Origin of the sequence: Actinotignum timonense, from assembly GCF_002860685.3 — a bacterium.
Lineage (GTDB): Bacteria > Actinomycetota > Actinomycetes > Actinomycetales > Actinomycetaceae > Actinotignum > Actinotignum timonense.
Genome location: NZ_CP136960.1, coordinates 335,597 through 350,748 on the forward strand (window position 1 = coordinate 335,597; position 15,152 = coordinate 350,748).

General features: G+C 63.0%; 12 protein-coding genes. 6 read left to right on the forward strand and 6 right to left on the reverse strand.

What is annotated here, in order from left to right; translation table 11 throughout:
• Positions 1 to 42: 42 nt before the first annotated feature.
• Positions 43 to 981 carry a sugar kinase gene (locus CYJ17_RS01420; RefSeq protein WP_087069768.1) on the reverse strand — a complete coding sequence of 313 codons (939 nt, stop codon included), beginning with the start codon at positions 979 to 981 and terminating at the stop codon, positions 43 to 45.
• 410 nt (positions 982 to 1,391) lie between these two features.
• On the opposite strand from CYJ17_RS01420, the gene CYJ17_RS01425 reads away from it, so the two are divergent.
• The 5 genes from CYJ17_RS01425 to CYJ17_RS01445 all read left to right on the forward strand — a co-directional run bounded on the left by CYJ17_RS01425 (position 1,392) and on the right by CYJ17_RS01445 (position 5,724).
• Complete coding sequence (locus tag CYJ17_RS01425; protein WP_087069769.1) at positions 1,392 to 2,825, forward strand: sodium/glutamate symporter; 1,434 nt, start codon at positions 1,392 to 1,394, stop codon at positions 2,823 to 2,825.
• A 153-nt stretch (positions 2,826 to 2,978) separates the two neighbouring features.
• Positions 2,979 to 3,719 carry a CBS domain-containing protein gene (locus CYJ17_RS01430; RefSeq protein WP_087071110.1) on the forward strand — a complete coding sequence of 247 codons (741 nt, stop codon included), beginning with the start codon at positions 2,979 to 2,981 and terminating at the stop codon, positions 3,717 to 3,719.
• Positions 3,720 to 3,981: 262 nt separating this feature from the next.
• On the forward strand, positions 3,982 to 4,482 hold the full coding sequence (locus CYJ17_RS01435) for a phage holin family protein (RefSeq protein WP_087069770.1): 501 nt from the start codon (positions 3,982 to 3,984) through the stop codon (positions 4,480 to 4,482).
• Positions 4,479 to 5,276 (forward strand): DUF3618 domain-containing protein, encoded by a 798-nt coding sequence (locus CYJ17_RS01440; RefSeq protein WP_101595471.1) that lies wholly within the window; start codon positions 4,479 to 4,481, stop codon positions 5,274 to 5,276. Before CYJ17_RS01435 ends, CYJ17_RS01440 begins: the two co-directional genes overlap by 4 nt.
• 172 nt (positions 5,277 to 5,448) lie before the next feature.
• A complete protein-coding gene (locus tag CYJ17_RS01445) occupies positions 5,449 to 5,724 on the forward strand; it encodes a DUF3073 domain-containing protein (RefSeq protein WP_375713969.1) in 276 nt (91 codons plus the stop codon).
• A gap of 484 nt (positions 5,725 to 6,208) precedes the next feature.
• Here the strand turns inward: CYJ17_RS01445 and CYJ17_RS01450 are convergent, their stop codons facing one another.
• The 4 genes from CYJ17_RS01450 to CYJ17_RS01465 all read right to left on the reverse strand — a co-directional run bounded on the left by CYJ17_RS01450 (position 6,209) and on the right by CYJ17_RS01465 (position 10,804).
• Positions 6,209 to 6,583, reverse strand: coding sequence for a sterol carrier family protein (locus CYJ17_RS01450; RefSeq protein WP_087069773.1), 375 nt, complete (start codon positions 6,581 to 6,583; stop codon positions 6,209 to 6,211).
• A 108-nt stretch (positions 6,584 to 6,691) separates the two neighbouring features.
• Positions 6,692 to 8,041, reverse strand: coding sequence for an NADP-specific glutamate dehydrogenase (gene gdhA / locus CYJ17_RS01455; protein WP_101595476.1), 1,350 nt, complete (start codon positions 8,039 to 8,041; stop codon positions 6,692 to 6,694).
• A gap of 207 nt (positions 8,042 to 8,248) precedes the next feature.
• Positions 8,249 to 9,199: a phosphoribosylaminoimidazolesuccinocarboxamide synthase gene (locus tag CYJ17_RS01460; protein ID WP_087071236.1), complete on the reverse strand. Its 951-nt coding sequence runs from the start codon at positions 9,197 to 9,199 to the stop codon at positions 8,249 to 8,251.
• 321 nt (positions 9,200 to 9,520) lie between these two features.
• A complete protein-coding gene (locus CYJ17_RS01465) occupies positions 9,521 to 10,804 on the reverse strand; it encodes an adenylosuccinate synthase (protein WP_087071231.1) in 1,284 nt (427 codons plus the stop codon).
• Positions 10,805 to 11,087: 283 nt separating this feature from the next.
• Here CYJ17_RS01465 and CYJ17_RS01470 point away from each other — a divergent pair, with 283 nt between their 5' ends.
• On the forward strand, positions 11,088 to 13,451 hold the full coding sequence (locus tag CYJ17_RS01470; protein ID WP_087071232.1) for a glycogen/starch/alpha-glucan phosphorylase: 2,364 nt from the start codon (positions 11,088 to 11,090) through the stop codon (positions 13,449 to 13,451).
• A gap of 256 nt (positions 13,452 to 13,707) precedes the next feature.
• On the opposite strand, the gene CYJ17_RS01475 is transcribed toward CYJ17_RS01470, so the two are convergent.
• The gene (locus CYJ17_RS01475; RefSeq protein WP_101595485.1) at positions 13,708 to 14,853 is read right to left on the reverse strand and encodes an MFS transporter; all 1,146 of its coding nucleotides are present in this window, start codon (positions 14,851 to 14,853) and stop codon (positions 13,708 to 13,710) included.
• Between the last annotated feature and the right edge of the window lie 299 nt (positions 14,854 to 15,152).

A 15,152-nucleotide genomic window follows, 5' to 3' on the forward strand; every position in this document is an offset into this window, starting at 1 on the left:
GCTGCCGAAGTGGCGCGCTGCACTAGCCAAGGCGAGCTTTAGCTAGCGCGCCACTTCGCCGCCGGAGATCTCCGCGATGGTGAGTTCTTCGCGGGTGGGCCCGCCTTCCCAATCGCCGATGGTGCCCACCGCGAAGGCCCCGAGGAGGTGCCCGCGGTCCAGGCGTTCCGCGAAGGAAAGCCCCTCGAGCCACCCGGAAAGATAACCGGCCACGAAGGCGTCACCAGCCCCGATGGTATCCACAACGGTCACCCGCCGCCCGGGCCGTTCCACCGACTCGGTGGGGGTGGTCACGCGCGCCGTCGTCGAATCTTTCCACACCACTTCCGAAACGCCCCAGTCCAGCAAGCGCTGAGTCGCCGCGGCCACCTCGGATTCGCCGGTGAGCAGCTCCAGTTCCTCCGTGCCGCCGAAGACCACATGCGCCCCGCGCGCGATCTGCGCGAGCACCGGCGCTGCATCCTGAGCATTCCACAAGCGCGAGCGGAAATTGACGTCGAAAGAGACCGGTACCCCGCGCTCCCCGGCCAGCTCCACGGCGAGCATCGTGGCGGCGCGCGCTTCCTCCCCTAGCGCCGGGGTGATGCCCGTCAGATGCACGATTTTTGGCTCCAGCTCAAACATGGCGCGGATCTGATCAGGGGTAATGAGGCGCCCGGCGGAAAACTTACGATGGTAATCCACCGCGAACGTCCCCAGCCCAGCGTGGCGCGACACCAGCACCCCGGTGGGCGCGGTGGTGATCTGGCGGGCGTGATCCCAGCGCACGCCCTCGCCCCGCAGGGTTCGCATAATCATGTACCCAAACAGGTCCTTGCCGACGCTCCCGACCCACGCGGTGGAATGCCCCAACCGAGCCATTCCGATGGCCACATTCGTTTCCGCGCCGCCGAAGGACGCGCGCGGCCGCGCCCCGATCTGCGGGGATTCCGTAAAGGTCAGAGCCCCCATCGATTCGCCGAAAGTCACCAGATCCGTCATATTTTTCCTCCTTGATGACGACGCCGCCCGCGCCCCGCCGCCCCGGCCTGGTGTGCCGGAGTCGCGCGCGTGGCGGTCACCATAGCCATCATATCGAGGGGGAGTCCGCGCGGGCGGAGAGGCCCGGCGTCGTCGTTAAGAAAAGGAAAAGCGCGGCGACCGGGCCGTGCAGGGACGCACGACGGCGCGAACGAGCCGCGAGCGCGCGCGTGAATCTCGGCACATCACGGCCCCCAGCACCGCACCTAACTAAAACATCGCCGTAGTTTTACTGTATCTTTACTAATGGGAGCGGGTTCCACGCACCCCTCCCGCAAGCTTTGCGTGAATCGCGCGGGCCCGGGCAGATCGCAGACCGCGAGCGCCCGCGCATCGCGCCAAGCGCAACTATCGCAACCGTAGGAGGGACGATGAACGCATATACGCCGTGGACCATGCTGGTCGACGCCGGAATGATTGGCCTGCTGCTCGCCATTGGGGTGTTCCTGCGCGCCCGGGTGAAGTGGCTGCAGAATATGCTGGTTCCCGCCTCGGTGATTGCCGGTGCGCTGGGGCTGGTGCTCGGCCCGAATGTGCTGGGGGCGGTAGCGGAAAGCCGCGGCTGGCATATCGGGTCCTGGCAGGTGACCGGGATTCCGTTCTCCGAGCATATGGGCACGTATGCCTCGATTCTTATTGTTATTGTGTTTGCTTGCATGGCCCTCACCGATGATTTCGATATTCGCAAAGTCAATAAAGCGGTGGGCGGTTTTGCTTCCTACGGGGTGCTTATGTACGGGGCGCAGGTGGCGCTCGGTATGGCTTTCGCGCTGCTGTTCCTCACCCCGGTGCTCGGTTCGCCGGATGTGCTGGGCATTATGCTGTTCACCGGCTGGGCGGGCGGTTTCGGTACCGCGGCAGCCGTGGGCAATATTTACGCGGAAAATGGGCAGCCGGAAGTGGCCTCGCTGGCTTTCACCTCGGCCACGGTGGGGCTGCTGGTCGGGGTGGTCGGCGGGATTATCCTCGCGAAATTCGGGGCGCGGCGCGGGCAGGCCAAGGCTTTCCGCGGTATGGATTCCCTGCCCGATGAGCTCCTCACCGGGGTGCTCGATGCCAATAAGCGCCGCCCGGCCCTGGGCTACCACACCTTCTCCGGCGGTTCGATTGAGACGCTCTCCTTCGAGGTCGGGATTGTGAGTCTGGTGGCGGTGGCCGGCTACGGGATTGGTCAGCTCCTCAAGCACCTGTTCCCCGGTATTTCCTTCCCGCTTTTCGCCATCGCTTTCCTGGTGGGGATCGTGGTGCGGATTGTTATGAACGGAGTGGGGGCCTCCCACCTGCTCGACGCGGGCACGCTGCGCTCGGTTTCCGGGCTGTGCACGGACATTCTGATTGTGTGCGGTATTGCTTCGATTCAGCCGGAATTTGTTTCCGACCACCTGCTGGCCCTCGGCTTGCTGTTCCTCTTCGGTCTTATTCTGTGCACGGTTTTGGGCCTGGTGGTGGCTCCGCGGCTCATGGGCGAGGGCTGGTTCGAACGCCAGCTCTTCACCTGGGGGTGGGCTACCGGCTCTGTTTCCACCGGCCTGGCGCTGCTGCGCATCGTGGATCCCAAGCTGGAATCGGGCACCATTGAGCAATTCGGTTACGCCTATCTGCCGGTGGTTCCGGTGGAGATTTCCGCGGTGTCCTTCGTGCCGGTTATGGCGTTGGCCGGGATGGGCTGGGCCGTGGTGGGCGTCTGGGGTGCCATCGCGGTGCTCGGGTTGCTCGGCGGCTGGTGGGTGGTGCGCTCCGGGCACGCGAATACCCACGGCGAGCCCGGCCCGGTGGGCACCCTGGGTACCGGGTTTACCGGCTAGCGCGTTTCGGCTCGCGTGCGGCTCGCCTGGGGTTCGCGTGCGGTTGCATGCGGTTGCATGCGGGTGCGCGCGGGTACGCGCGGGTACGCGGGTGCGCGGTTCGCCCACCCACTCCAGTCCGTGCAACGCGGCCCGCTTCGCTACCATGGTGGCATGAACGACGACGCTGCCACCTCCCCGACCGCGAACTCTCTCACCCAGCGTTTCCTCTCCGCGGTGGAAGACCTCCGGGCTGAGCTCGATCATGCCACCGGCCTGGATTCGCGTGGTTTCGGGGATGCCTGGGCGAAGGCGTACGAAAAGCGGGTTCCCGCCGTCGTTCGCAATAACAACCTGGGCGAGGTACTGCGCAATCTGCGCAATACCATCGCGCATAACAACTACAAGAACGGCCAACCCATTGCCACCCCGCGCGCGGACCTGGTCGAAGCCGCCGAGCGGCTACTTTTCCAGGTGCGCAACGAACCGCAGATCCAAAACTTCATGATTCACGACGTCGCGACCGTCTCTCCCGTGGATACTTTCGCTACCGTCGCCGCTATTCTCGACGCGCACGGCTACGCCCAGCTTCCGGTGGTGGATGGCTCCACGATTATCGGGCTGCTCACCACCAATATGGTGGCCCGCTGGGTGTCCGGAATGGTGACTGCCGGGAAAGAATCCCAGCTGGCCGACGTGCCGGCCGGGGATATCCTCGCCCACAGCGGCACGCACGACGCTCCCCTCTACGCCAAACCTTCCGATAGGGCCATGGCAGTATGCACAGCCCTGACCGACCGCGGCCATCCCGCAGTGCTCATCACTCGCACCGGGGATGCCACCGGGGTGCTTATCGGGCTGGTGGCCCGCGCGGATGTGGGGCGGATTTTCAGGGACATCGCCATCGCAAGGTAAGCGGGCGGGGCGGGAGGCTGCGGCGTCGTCGTACTATTCTGTGGTGCGGCGGCGCGCGAGCGATGCGGGGACCTGCGCACGCACGAAACGCTACCCGCGCGCAGCGGCACGCACACATCAGCGCTGCGCCCTCGCGAGGCGCGAAACCACCGCGCCCTCGCTCAGGAAGAAATTTTCGCCTTCCCGTTATCTATTTAAAGCTTTCTGCGGCACACTAGAATGTATCTATCGCCACGTTATTGGCTGACGCAAAGGGGATGTGATGGCGCAAGAAGATGTTGAGAACGCACGGGCAAGCACCACCGGGCCGCTTCCGGGCTCCGGCTACGTGGCGTCCTCCTCCGAAGAAGCGCGGGCAGCCGCGGCGCGCGAACCGAACCGCCGGACCGTGGGTGAATTGTTTTCCTCCGCCACGGCGCAATTCTCCACCCTGGTCCGCGACGAAATTCAGTACACCCAGGCCAGTCTCAAGCACAAGGTCCTCAACCTCGGGATGGGCGGGGTGCTCCTCGCGGTGGCCGGGGTGCTGGCGCTGTTCATGCTCGGTTTTCTGCTGCACGCGGCGGCGGCCTTCTTTACGGTTGTGTTCGGCGGGCGCTGGTGGGCCGGTTACCTCGCGGTCGCCGGAATTCTGCTCCTTATTATTGCGGTGCTCGCGCTGCTGGGGCTGCGCAAACTCAAGAAATCCGGAAAGTATCCAACTAATCTTGTTGGCGGCCTGAGCAAGGACGTCGACGCCGTGAAGAAAGGCCTGTCGAAGTGAGCGCTTCCGATAACCGTAAACCTGAGGACATCCAGCGCGATATCGAGCGCACCCGCGCGGAGCTGACCGCCACCGTCAATGAGCTGGTGGATCGCCTGGATCCGCGCACGAATATCAAGAACGCGACCGATGCCGCGAAGGACAAGATGGCCACCACCACGGCCACGCTCAAGGACAAGGCCTCCGCTTTTGCCGAGGCGGCGAAGGATAAGGCTGCGGCTTTCGCAGATAGCGCGAAGAGCACCGCGGCGGATGCCTCCGCCAAAGCCTCTGCAAAAGCCTCGGATTTCGCGCATACCGCGAAGGCGAAGGTGAACGATCTGGCCGATTCCGCGAAGGAACACCTCGCGGGCGCCGGCTTGGGCGGCGGTGCCGATGGGGCTGGTGCGTACGGCGCTGACGGTGCCGATTTCGGCGGCCCGTGCGGCTGCGGCTGCGCGGATGCCGACGTTGAGGCGGTTGCTGAAGGCGCCGCGTGCGGCGGCGGTTGCGGTTGTGGCGGCGGCGACCACGATTTCGGCGACCACGCCTGTGAGTGCGGTGGCGGTGCGTGCGGTGGCGCGCATCATTACGACGACGCCGCCACCGGCCACGGGTGCTCAGGCCACTGTTCCGCCGGTCATTCCTTTGCCGGGATTCCCTCGGCCGCGCAGGTAGCCCAGGATGTTATTGACGATGCTCGGCGCGGGGAACAAACCGGGCTCGCCGTGGTGGCTGGCCTCGGCGTTGCCGCCCTGGGTGCAGTCACGCTGCTGGGCAGTGCCCTCTTCGGGCGCGGGCGCCGGCGCAAGTAACCACGTGGCGCGTGACACCTGTCGCGGGGTTCGTGGCCGCTTTACAGGCCATCTACCTGGGAAAGGTGAGGAGCGCCGTACTCTTTCCGCGTATGTCACATAGCCATATATAGGCCATAGCGGCTAATATAGGTCACGAAATAGTAAACCGGGCCAGATGAGCCCAGATGAGATGAAGGGGGTCGAGCTCATGGGGCGCGGCCGTCAGAAGGCTAAGCAGCGTAAGGTAGCCCGGAATCTCAAGTACTTTACACCGGATACTGATTACGCCGCTCTCGAGCGTGAGCTGGGTATTAATCGTGATGAGCGCCAGGAATCCCACTACGATTCCTCGGATGATCCGTATGCTCGTTACGCCGACTACGCAGATTACGACGAGTCAGATGACAATGAAGATGACTGGGCGGATGACTACGATCCGAACAATATTCCACCAGCCACCAAATAGGTACTCATTCCTGTAACGAACGTGCCGGCGGCCCCAGGGCTGCCGGCACAATTGTTTCTGAGCCAGCCCCGGAAACGAAGTGTCTATAAGAGCACCGCTTCTGGGCGATTTCGTGTCTCTTACGCCCACTACGCGGGATGCGTTGTCTGGAATGCACACTTCGAGGAGGCGAGAGGCCGGGCCGGATAACAGAATGTACATGGGTGACAGTTTTTCCGCGATTTAATGTCCGTGGCGTACATTCTGTGTTAGCGACGGTCCGAAATGCACCTTTTGCAGCCCTGAATCTTGAAAATGGCCCATTCCGCCGACCCCGCCCCGCCCGAGGCGGGTGTGTTTTTCCGAGGTGTACTTCGCGTGTACGACATCTGCACTACAGCTCGGAAAACACGTACTACCCCCGCCGGGACGCGTGTGACTATTGAGGCTCCAGAGACGTGTGTGACTTATGGGATTCCCGCGGTCAGCGCTTCACACCCTCAGCTCAGTGATCCGCACCGGCCACATGCACCAGGGGGAGAAACTCGGAGAGGTTCGCGCGGGTTCCGGAGGCGTCCACCCGCCCGGAAGCCACAGCATCATCCCAGTTCAGAGTCCCCACGCACAATCCCAGGAACGTTCCCGCATCGCATTCGACCACATTCGGCGGGGTACCGCGCCGGTGGCGCACCCCGGCAACCGCCTGCACCGCGCCAACATACGGAACTCGGATTTCCACCGCGTGCCCGGGATGCCGAGCAGCCAACTCCTCGAGCAGAAACCGCACCGCCGTGCGCGACTCACTCGCGCTGAGCTCCTCACCTGCGCGAAAGCGGGCGAGGAGGGGCAGCGCGTCCACGCTATCGATTTTTCGTGTCACGGATCCACTCTACGACGCCTTGGATGACAACGGCACCTAAGGTACGACGGCGCCGCCGCGAGCGCGCCCGCCCGGCGAAGTAGGCAATCCGCCGGGCGCACGCCGCCCCTAGATCACACCCTGGGCGATCATCGCCTCCGCGACCATCTCGAAGCCCGCGGCATTGGCGCCCACCACGTAGTTGCCTTCGTGGCCGTAGCGGGCGGCGGCATCCAGGGAGGTGTCGTGGATATCGCGCATGATGTCGTGCAGTTTGGCATCCACCTTTTCGAAGCTCCAGCTTTGCCGCGCGGAATTCTGCTGCATTTCCAGCGCGGAGGTGGCCACCCCGCCGGCGTTCGCGGCCTTGCCGGGGGCGAAAAGCACCCCGTTTTCCTGGAGCAGGTGGGTGGCTTCCAGGGTGGTGGGCATATTCGCGCCTTCCACCACCGCGCGCACTCCCCCGTTGAGAAGCTGGCGCGCATCGGCCTCGTTGAGTTCGTTCTGAGTGGCGCACGGGAAAGCGATATCCGCACGAATCCCCAGTTCAGCCAGGTTCCACACCTTCGCCCCGGCCTGGTAACGCGCGTTGGGGCGCTGCGCTGCGTAATCAGAGACCCGCCCGCGCAGATCTTCCTTAATATGGCGAAGCAGCTCGACGTCGATGCCGGCGTCGTCGTAAACCATCCCGGAAGAATCCGAGGCCGTGACCACGCGCGCGCCCATCTGCTGCGCCTTCGCGATCGCGTACAGCGCGACGTTCCCGGAACCGGAGACGATCGCGGTGCGCCCGTCCAAACTTTCCCCGCGCGCGGCGAGCATGGCGTCCGCGAAGTAAACCGCGCCGTAACCGGTGGCTTCGGTGCGGGCGAGCGAGCCGCCGAAGCCGAGGCCCTTGCCGGTGAGCACGCCGGCGTCGAAAGTATCGCGGATGCGGCGGTACTGGCCGAACAGGTAGCCGATTTCGCGCCCGCCCACGCCGATATCGCCGGCGGGAACGTCAATATCGGGGCCGATGTGGCGTTGCAATTCGGTCATGAAGGACTGGCAGAAGCGCATCACTTCGTTATCGCTTTTGCCCTTGGGGTCGAAATTTGCGCCGCCTTTGGCGCCGCCGATGTGCTGGCGGGTCAGCGCGTTCTTGAAGATTTGCTCGAAGCCGAGGAATTTGAGCATGCCCAGGTAAACGGTGGGATGGAAGCGCAGGCCGCCTTTATAGGGCCCGAGCGCCGAGTTGAATTGCACCCGGTAGCCTTTATTGACGCGAATTTTGCCGGCGTCATCGACCCACGGCACGCGGAAGGCGATGATGCGTTCGGGTTCAACCAGCCGTTCCAGGATGGCGTGGTCGGCGTACTCGGGGTGAGCCGCGAGGACCGGGGCGATGGAATCGAAAACTTCGCGCACGGCCTGATGGAATTCGGGTTCGCCCGGATTGGCGGCGACGACCTGATCGTAAACTTTATTCGCGTAATGCATATCAAAATGGTAAAACGTCCGGGTGCTTTCGCGGTATGATTTCGAAGCTCGAACACCACTCCGCGGTGCACGTCACATTGAGGTGCGGTGCGCGCGGGGTTCGTGCAGAACGACGACGGCGCCACCGGGCAGCCGCCACCCAGGCGCGTAAAGTGAGTGCGGCACGCGAAGCCGGCACGGCGCGCGCCCGCCACTGCGCCGCCGCGCTTAGTGCCCGGGCCAGCGCTCCCCGGTGAGCATTTCGCATACGCGCAGGTAGCGCTCGCGAATATCGGCCACCACGGCAGCGGGGAGGGCCGGCGGCTGGGTCCCTTGCTCCGCATTCCACCCGGATTGCGCGGACATGAGCCACACCTGCGCGGCGTCCTTATCGAAGGGGCGCAGCGCTTCCGGGGTGGGCAGCGCCTCCCCGGATTTCACCGCGCGGTAGTCGGTGGAAAGCCAGTAGTGGGCGGTATCCGGGGTGAAGGCTTCGTCGGCCAGGATGAGGCGGCTGGAGCCGGCGTCCATATCCGTGCCGAATTCCAGTTTGGCATCCGCGAGCACCAGCCCGCGGGCCAGCGCGATGGCGTGAGCGTGCCGGTAGAGGTTGAGGGCCAGCACGCGCACCCGTTCCGCGGTGCTCTCCCCCACCCGCCGCATGAATTCATCCCACGGGATGGGGATATCCGGGCAGCCGGGCCGGCGCTTTTCCGCTATTCCGACCCACGGTAGTTCCAGCTTGGCGCCGAGCTCAATGGCGCCGTCGTACGGCATGGCATCGAGGGTGCCGAGGGTTTCGAGTGAGCGTACCGCGCCGGCGGTTAGATAACCGCGCACCAGCACTTCGTAGGGGAGCATGCGCAGGGCCCGTACCAGGATGCCACGCGCGGCGATATCCCGCGGCACGCCGCCCGGTAGGTAGTGGCTTTCCGCAATGTCCCCGGTGCGGTCGAACCACCAGCGGGCGATCCGGGTGAGGATTTCACCTTTGTCCGGAATGAATGTGGGAACAACGTGGTCGAATGCCGCGATGCGGTCCGAGGCCACAATAAGATAGGTATCCATCCCGGCCATCGCGCCCCCGGGCACGGGCCGGTACAAATCGTGCACCTTCCCGGAATAGGTGCGTTGCCATCCCCGAATGGGGACAAGGCTACCTGTGGTGTATGTAGACATTCCCGCCCCTCAATCTCTTCACGCGGGAGGCTCCTTCGCGTTCCCGCTCCGGTGCTGCGCGAGGGGCCACCGCCGGTTCCGTACCGCGTATCGCGGCGCTATTCGCAACCGCGGCCCGCGGGCTCATCACGAACTCACGGCCCGGAGGTGACCCTCCCCACACAACCTTCTTTTCCTTATAGTAAAGGAATTCTTACCACCTGTCCTGGGAGCTAAGTCACGCACCGTGCATTAGCGCAGGTCAAACGGGGTAAAGTACGACGGCGCAGCTGCCCGCCGGGCAGCTGGCGGCGCGGCCGCGCCCGTGCCGCGCCGCTCGACTCAGCCGAGCAGATCGTGGAGCACGATGGTTTGCTCGCGATCCGGCCCCACCCCGATCAGCGAGAAGCGGCAGCCGGCCATCTCCTCCAGCCAGCGCACGTAGCTTTGGGCGTTGGCGGGCAGGTCCGCGAAGTCGCGCACCGTGGAGATGTCCTCCGTCCAGCCCGGGTGGTACTCGTAAATGGGCTTGGCATTGGCGAAATCCCAGGTGTCGATGGGGAATTCGTGCACGCGCTGGCCGTCGATCTCATAGCCCACGCACACCGGGATCTGTTCCACGCCGGTAAGCACATCCAGCTTGGTGAGGACCAGGTCGGTCAGGCCGTTGACCCGCACCGCGTAGCGGGTGACCGGGGCATCGTACCAGCCGCAGCGGCGCGGGCGCCCGGTGGTGACCCCGTATTCGCCGCCCGCTTCGCGCAACCAATCGCCCTTGCCTCCGTGCAGCTCGGTGGGGAATGGCCCTTCGCCCACGCGGGTGGCGTAGGCCTTGACGATACCCACCACCCGGTCGATACGAGTGGGACCCACCCCGCTGCCGGTCACCGCCCCGCCGGCGGTGGCATTCGAGGAGGTCACGTAGGGGTAGTTGCCGTGGTCGATGTCCAGGAGGGTGGATTGCCCGCCTTCAAAAACAACCGTCTTGCCTTCATCGAGGGCCTGATTGAGTTCGCGAGAAGCGCTAATCATCATAGGCGCGAGGCGTTCCCCATAGGCGAGCAGCTCGGTGAGCACGTCGTCGACATTAATCTCCTCACGCCCCAGGGCCCGCAACACCAAGTTTTTCTGCGCCACCGCGGTCTCGACCTGCCCGCGCAGGCGCCGCGGGTGCACGAGGTCGACGATGCGAATCCCCACGCGATTGGCTTTATCCGCGTACGTGGGGCCGATGCCGCGGCCGGTGGTGCCGATTTTGCCATCGCCGAGGACTTCTTCGTTGAGGCGGTCGAACATTTTTGTGTACGAGGTGATGACGTGCGCGTTGCCGGCGATGCGGAGGTTTTTTGTGGAGACGCCGCGCGATTCCAGCTCCGCCATTTCCGCGAAAAGCGCTTCGGGGTCAACGACGACGCCGTTGCCAATCACCGAGATGCAATCTGAATTGAGAATGCCGGACGGGAGGAGGTGGAGAGCGAATTTTTGGCCATCCACGCTGACCGTGTGGCCGGCATTATTACCCCCGTTAAATTTCACAACATAATCGGCACGCTGGCCGAGCTGGTCAGTTGCCTTGCCTTTTCCTTCGTCGCCCCACTGGACGCCGAGAATAATGACCGCGGGCATAGTATCTAATCTCCTCGTTATATCAAACAGGTGTAAAGAGCTCCGCCGCCCGTGCCGCTGTGCGGCTACCGTGCCGCCGCCATTGGACAGCCGGCTGCCGACCGTAGGTCACCGGGCGACCGCCGTATGGCCGCGCCCCGTTGAGCCTCAGCCCCGGGCTAACGTCCCGCTTTACTACACAATAATAACCGCCACAGCCCGCCGCGGGCATCTTTGCACATTTTCAGAAAGTTTCTCAGCTAAGGTAGAGGAGGCACGTGCCCGAATATTTTCGAGGAGCAAAATGTCTGAACTGACTCAACCACTCGGGGCTTTTACCCGTTCGGTATCCGGTGTCTCGACCTCCGGATCCTCCCTGCGCGATTACTGGGAGGGGCTGTCCGAGCTCACCATGAGCCGGCTGGCCGATAACTGGGAAGCTACCACTAAGAAATACCGGGAGGGTCAGCGCGCCAGCTACTTCTCCGCGGAATTCCTCATGGGGCGCGCACTCCTGAATAATCTCGTCAACCTTGGCCTGGTGGACGATGCCCGCAAGGCCCTGGAAGATTACGGCCTCAACCTCACCGATGTGCTCGATGAAGAACCCGATGCCGCGCTCGGTAACGGTGGCCTGGGGCGCTTGGCCGCCTGTTTCATGGATTCGTGCGCTACCCTGAATTTCCCCGTGGTCGGCTACGGGATCCTCTACCGCTACGGCCTGTTCAAGCAGAGCTTCGTGGATGGTTTCCAGAAGGAAGAACCCGATCCGTGGATGGAAAACGGTTCGCCTTTCGTGGTGCGCCGGGATAGTGAATCCAAGCACGTGAAATTCGCGGATATGGATGTGCGCGCGGTTCCTTATGATATGCCGATCACCGGCTACGGCACCGCGAATGTCAATACCCTGCGCCTGTGGAAGGCCGAGCCCCTTGAAGAATTCGATTACGATGCCTTCAATTCTCAGCGTTTCACCGATGCGATTGTGGAACGCGAGCGCGTAAATGACCTGTGCCGGGTGCTCTACCCGAACGACACCACCTACGAAGGCAAGGTGCTGCGGGTGCGCCAGCAGTACTTCTTCTGCTCGGCTTCCCTCCAGTGCCTCATTGCCGAACATAAGGAAGCGCACGGGGATATTCGTTCCTTCGGGGAATACAACTCGATCCAGCTCAATGACACCCACCCGGTGCTCGCCATTCCGGAGCTCATGCGTCTGCTCATGGATGAGGAAGGCCTGGGCTGGGAGGATGCCTGGAAGATCGTGTCCCAGACCTTCGCCTACACCAACCACACGGTGCTGGCCGAGGCGCTGGAAACCTGGGAAACTTCGATTTTCACCAAGCTTTTCCCGCGTATTTATGACATTGTGGCGGAAATGGATCGGCGTTTCCGCGCGGAGCTGGCGGAGGCCGGTTTCCACCCGGGCAAGATTGAGTACATGGCGCCGCTCTCCGGCGGGCTGGTCCATATGGCGTGGATCGCGTGCTATGCCTCCTTCTCCATTAACGGGGTGGCCGCGATTCACAGTGAGATCCTCAAGCGGGATACCCTCCACGACTGGTACGACATCTGGCCCGAGCGTTTCAATAACAAGACGAATGGCGTGACCCCGCGCCGCTGGCTGCATAATTGCAATCCGCGCCTGGCCGCGCTGCTGACCGAGGTGCTCGGGGATGATTCCTGGGTGACGGATCTGGATAAGCTGGCCACCATTGAGGACCGCGGGAATGCGGATATTTACCGGCGCCTCATGGAAATCAAGGCGGAAAATAAGCGTGATTTCGCGCGCTGGATTAAGCGCCGCGACGGCATCGATATTCCCACCGATGCTATTTACGACACGATTATTAAGCGCCTGCACGAATACAAGCGCCAGCTCATGAACGCGCTGTACATCCTCGATCTGTACTTCCGGATTAAGGACAATCCCAGCATGGAGGTCCCGCCGCGGGTCTTCATTTTCGGGGCTAAGGCCGCGCCGGGCTACAAGCGCGCCAAGGCGATTATCAAGTTCATTAACGAAGTGGCGAAGCTGGTGAATAATGATGCGGATACCCGCGGCAAGATCACCGTGCTCTTCGTGGAGAACTACAATGTGTCGCCGGCCGAGCATATTATTCCGGCCACCGATATTTCCGAGCAGATTTCCCTGGCCGGGAAGGAAGCTTCGGGTACCGGCAATATGAAGTTCATGATGAACGGCGCGCTGACGCTGGGCACCATGGACGGCGCCACCGTGGAAATCGTGGACGCCGTTGGCGAAGAAAATGCCTATATTTTCGGGGCGCGCGAAGAGGAGCTGCCGGAATTGCGGGCGCACTACAACCCGCGCGAACAGTACGAGACCGTGCCTGGGCTCAAGCGGGTGCTCGACGCCCTGGTGGACGGCACCGTGAGCGACGGCGGGACCGGCGAATTCCACGACCTCCTCGGCTCCTTGCTGGACGGGTCCTCGTGGGAGACCCCGGACGTGTACTACGTGCTCGGCGATTTCGCTGATTACCGGGCTACCCGCGACCGCATGGCCGCGGATTACGCCAACCAGGAAGAGTGGGGCCGCAAGGCGTGGATCAATATCTGCCGCTCGGGCCGCTTCTCCTCCGACCGCACCATCGCGGATTACGGCCGCGATATCTGGGGCGTGAAGGCAACGCCGATTAAGTAGCTGCGGTTACGCAAACTAAGGGGGCGGCTGCGTGACGCTACGCGAACCTCGGGCGGCGGGTGTGTGATTGTTACACATCCCGCCGCCCGCGTTTGTTTTGTTTCGCGACCCGGCCTACCCGCCGCGAACGTTCATGCGCAGGCGGCTTCTCATTTTTAAAAACGACGACGCCGCGCCTGCCGGCCAGCCGGAGCCCGGATAGCGACCGTGACCCGCGCGGCGAGCTGGTCACGCCGTAGTCGGTGTGGCGAGCTGGTCACGCCGCGGTCGGTGTGGCAGTTTCGCTTGCTGTGCCGGCGTTCCGGGTAAAGAAGAGGAGCACTGCGATGAGTGCGTACACCGCGGCGGAAAGCATAATCGCTTTATCCAAGCCGCAGGCCAGCCCGATGGCCGCAACTGCCGGGGCGAATAATGCTGTGACGATGGAATCGGCCAGGGAGATGACCGACAGGGCACTTGCTCGCACGCTATCGGAGATCCGGGTGTGGTAACGCCCGGAGACCTGGATGATCAAGATTGTTTGCATGGCCACGTGGAGAGCGAAAGTTATCCACACGAAGAACTGCTGCTGGGCGAGCGCGAAGAGTGCCGCGGCCAGGATATTGGCGACCGCCACAGCCCAGGCCCACCGCGAAGGGATATTGAGTTTCTCCTGGAGGGTGGCTGCGCCTAAACCGCCCAGGCACATGGCAGCGTAACCGGCTGCCACCAAGCAGAGTGAAGCCTGGCCGAACTTGATTTGCCAGAGCATGAACGGACCAAGCGCTGCCGAATTGACGAGGATTAAGGCGAGTGCCTGGTGTGACCACACCGCGGTTTTCAGATTTGCGCCGAGTTCCCGCCAGGTATATTCGGCAGCTTCCTGCGAATCAGGAACTGTCCAGGAGACCATCGCCGCACCAATAAGCGCAGCGATGCCAAGCAGCCAAATCGCCGGCGGCCATATCGCGTAAACCGCCACTCCGGCCAGGCCACCCGCGAGGGAGGTACCCGAGCGAACGAACTGCATAACCGTCAATGTCTTGCTTGATTTTTCTGCGGTCGAGGTATCGACCTGGTTCATCACCAGCGCCTCAAGAGTGCCACTCATAGCGGCACTGGCGATTCCTGCAAGGAACTGGCCCGTCAGTAGGACGCCGTCGTTCACCGCCCAGAAAAATGCCGCGAAAGCGACGATCCGCACCACGATGCCCGCAAGAAGAACCGCGCGCTGCGAGTAGCGGTCAAAGAGTACGGAGAACGGAAGTTCCGCCAGAGAAACGGTGACATTGAAAACCGACACCATGACACCGAGGAAAACCAGGTCTCGCCCGAGGAACTGCGTGAAGTACAGGTTATCGACCGCACTGAAGCAGGCGACCGCCAGGGTACAGAGACCTAAAAGGGCTAAAGCTTTACGCATTTCATAAAAGGGTACATCCTCAATTCCGAGATTCCGAGAGTTACACAAGGCCAGGCGTCCGCACCCCTTTCTTAACGTAGCTGCCGTTGCGCTTTGATTTCGGGCGGATGCGGAGGTCTTCACGCGAGAGTCTCACAGGCTTCACGAACCTCAATAGTCACACGAGCACCTGGGGAGGGGGCATGTGTTGCCCGAGCTGTAGTGCAGATGTCGTACACGCGAAGTACATCTCGGAAAAACACCCCCACCTCCCGCCGGGGCGGTGAACCGGCGGGAGCCAAAGTGCGCATTTCGAACCG

Excerpts from the sequence above, each read along its gene's own strand:
- CYJ17_RS01435 (WP_087069770.1), top strand. The coding sequence starts at position 3,982 with ATGGCGCAAGAAGATGTTGAGAACGCACGGGCAAGCACCACCGGGCCG.
- CYJ17_RS01475 (WP_101595485.1), bottom strand. The coding sequence starts at position 14,853 with ATGCGTAAAGCTTTAGCCCTTTTAGGTCTCTGTACCCTGGCGGTCGCC.
- CYJ17_RS01420 (WP_087069768.1), bottom strand. The coding sequence starts at position 981 with ATGACGGATCTGGTGACTTTCGGCGAATCGATGGGGGCTCTGACCTTT.
- CYJ17_RS01430 (WP_087071110.1), top strand. The coding sequence starts at position 2,979 with ATGAACGACGACGCTGCCACCTCCCCGACCGCGAACTCTCTCACCCAG.
- CYJ17_RS01465 (WP_087071231.1), bottom strand. The coding sequence starts at position 10,804 with ATGCCCGCGGTCATTATTCTCGGCGTCCAGTGGGGCGACGAAGGAAAA.
- CYJ17_RS01445 (WP_375713969.1), top strand. The coding sequence starts at position 5,449 with ATGAAGGGGGTCGAGCTCATGGGGCGCGGCCGTCAGAAGGCTAAGCAG.
- CYJ17_RS01460 (WP_087071236.1), bottom strand. The coding sequence starts at position 9,199 with ATGTCTACATACACCACAGGTAGCCTTGTCCCCATTCGGGGATGGCAA.
- CYJ17_RS01470 (WP_087071232.1), top strand. The coding sequence starts at position 11,088 with ATGTCTGAACTGACTCAACCACTCGGGGCTTTTACCCGTTCGGTATCC.
- gdhA (WP_101595476.1), bottom strand. The coding sequence starts at position 8,041 with ATGCATTACGCGAATAAAGTTTACGATCAGGTCGTCGCCGCCAATCCG.
- CYJ17_RS01425 (WP_087069769.1), top strand. The coding sequence starts at position 1,392 with ATGAACGCATATACGCCGTGGACCATGCTGGTCGACGCCGGAATGATT.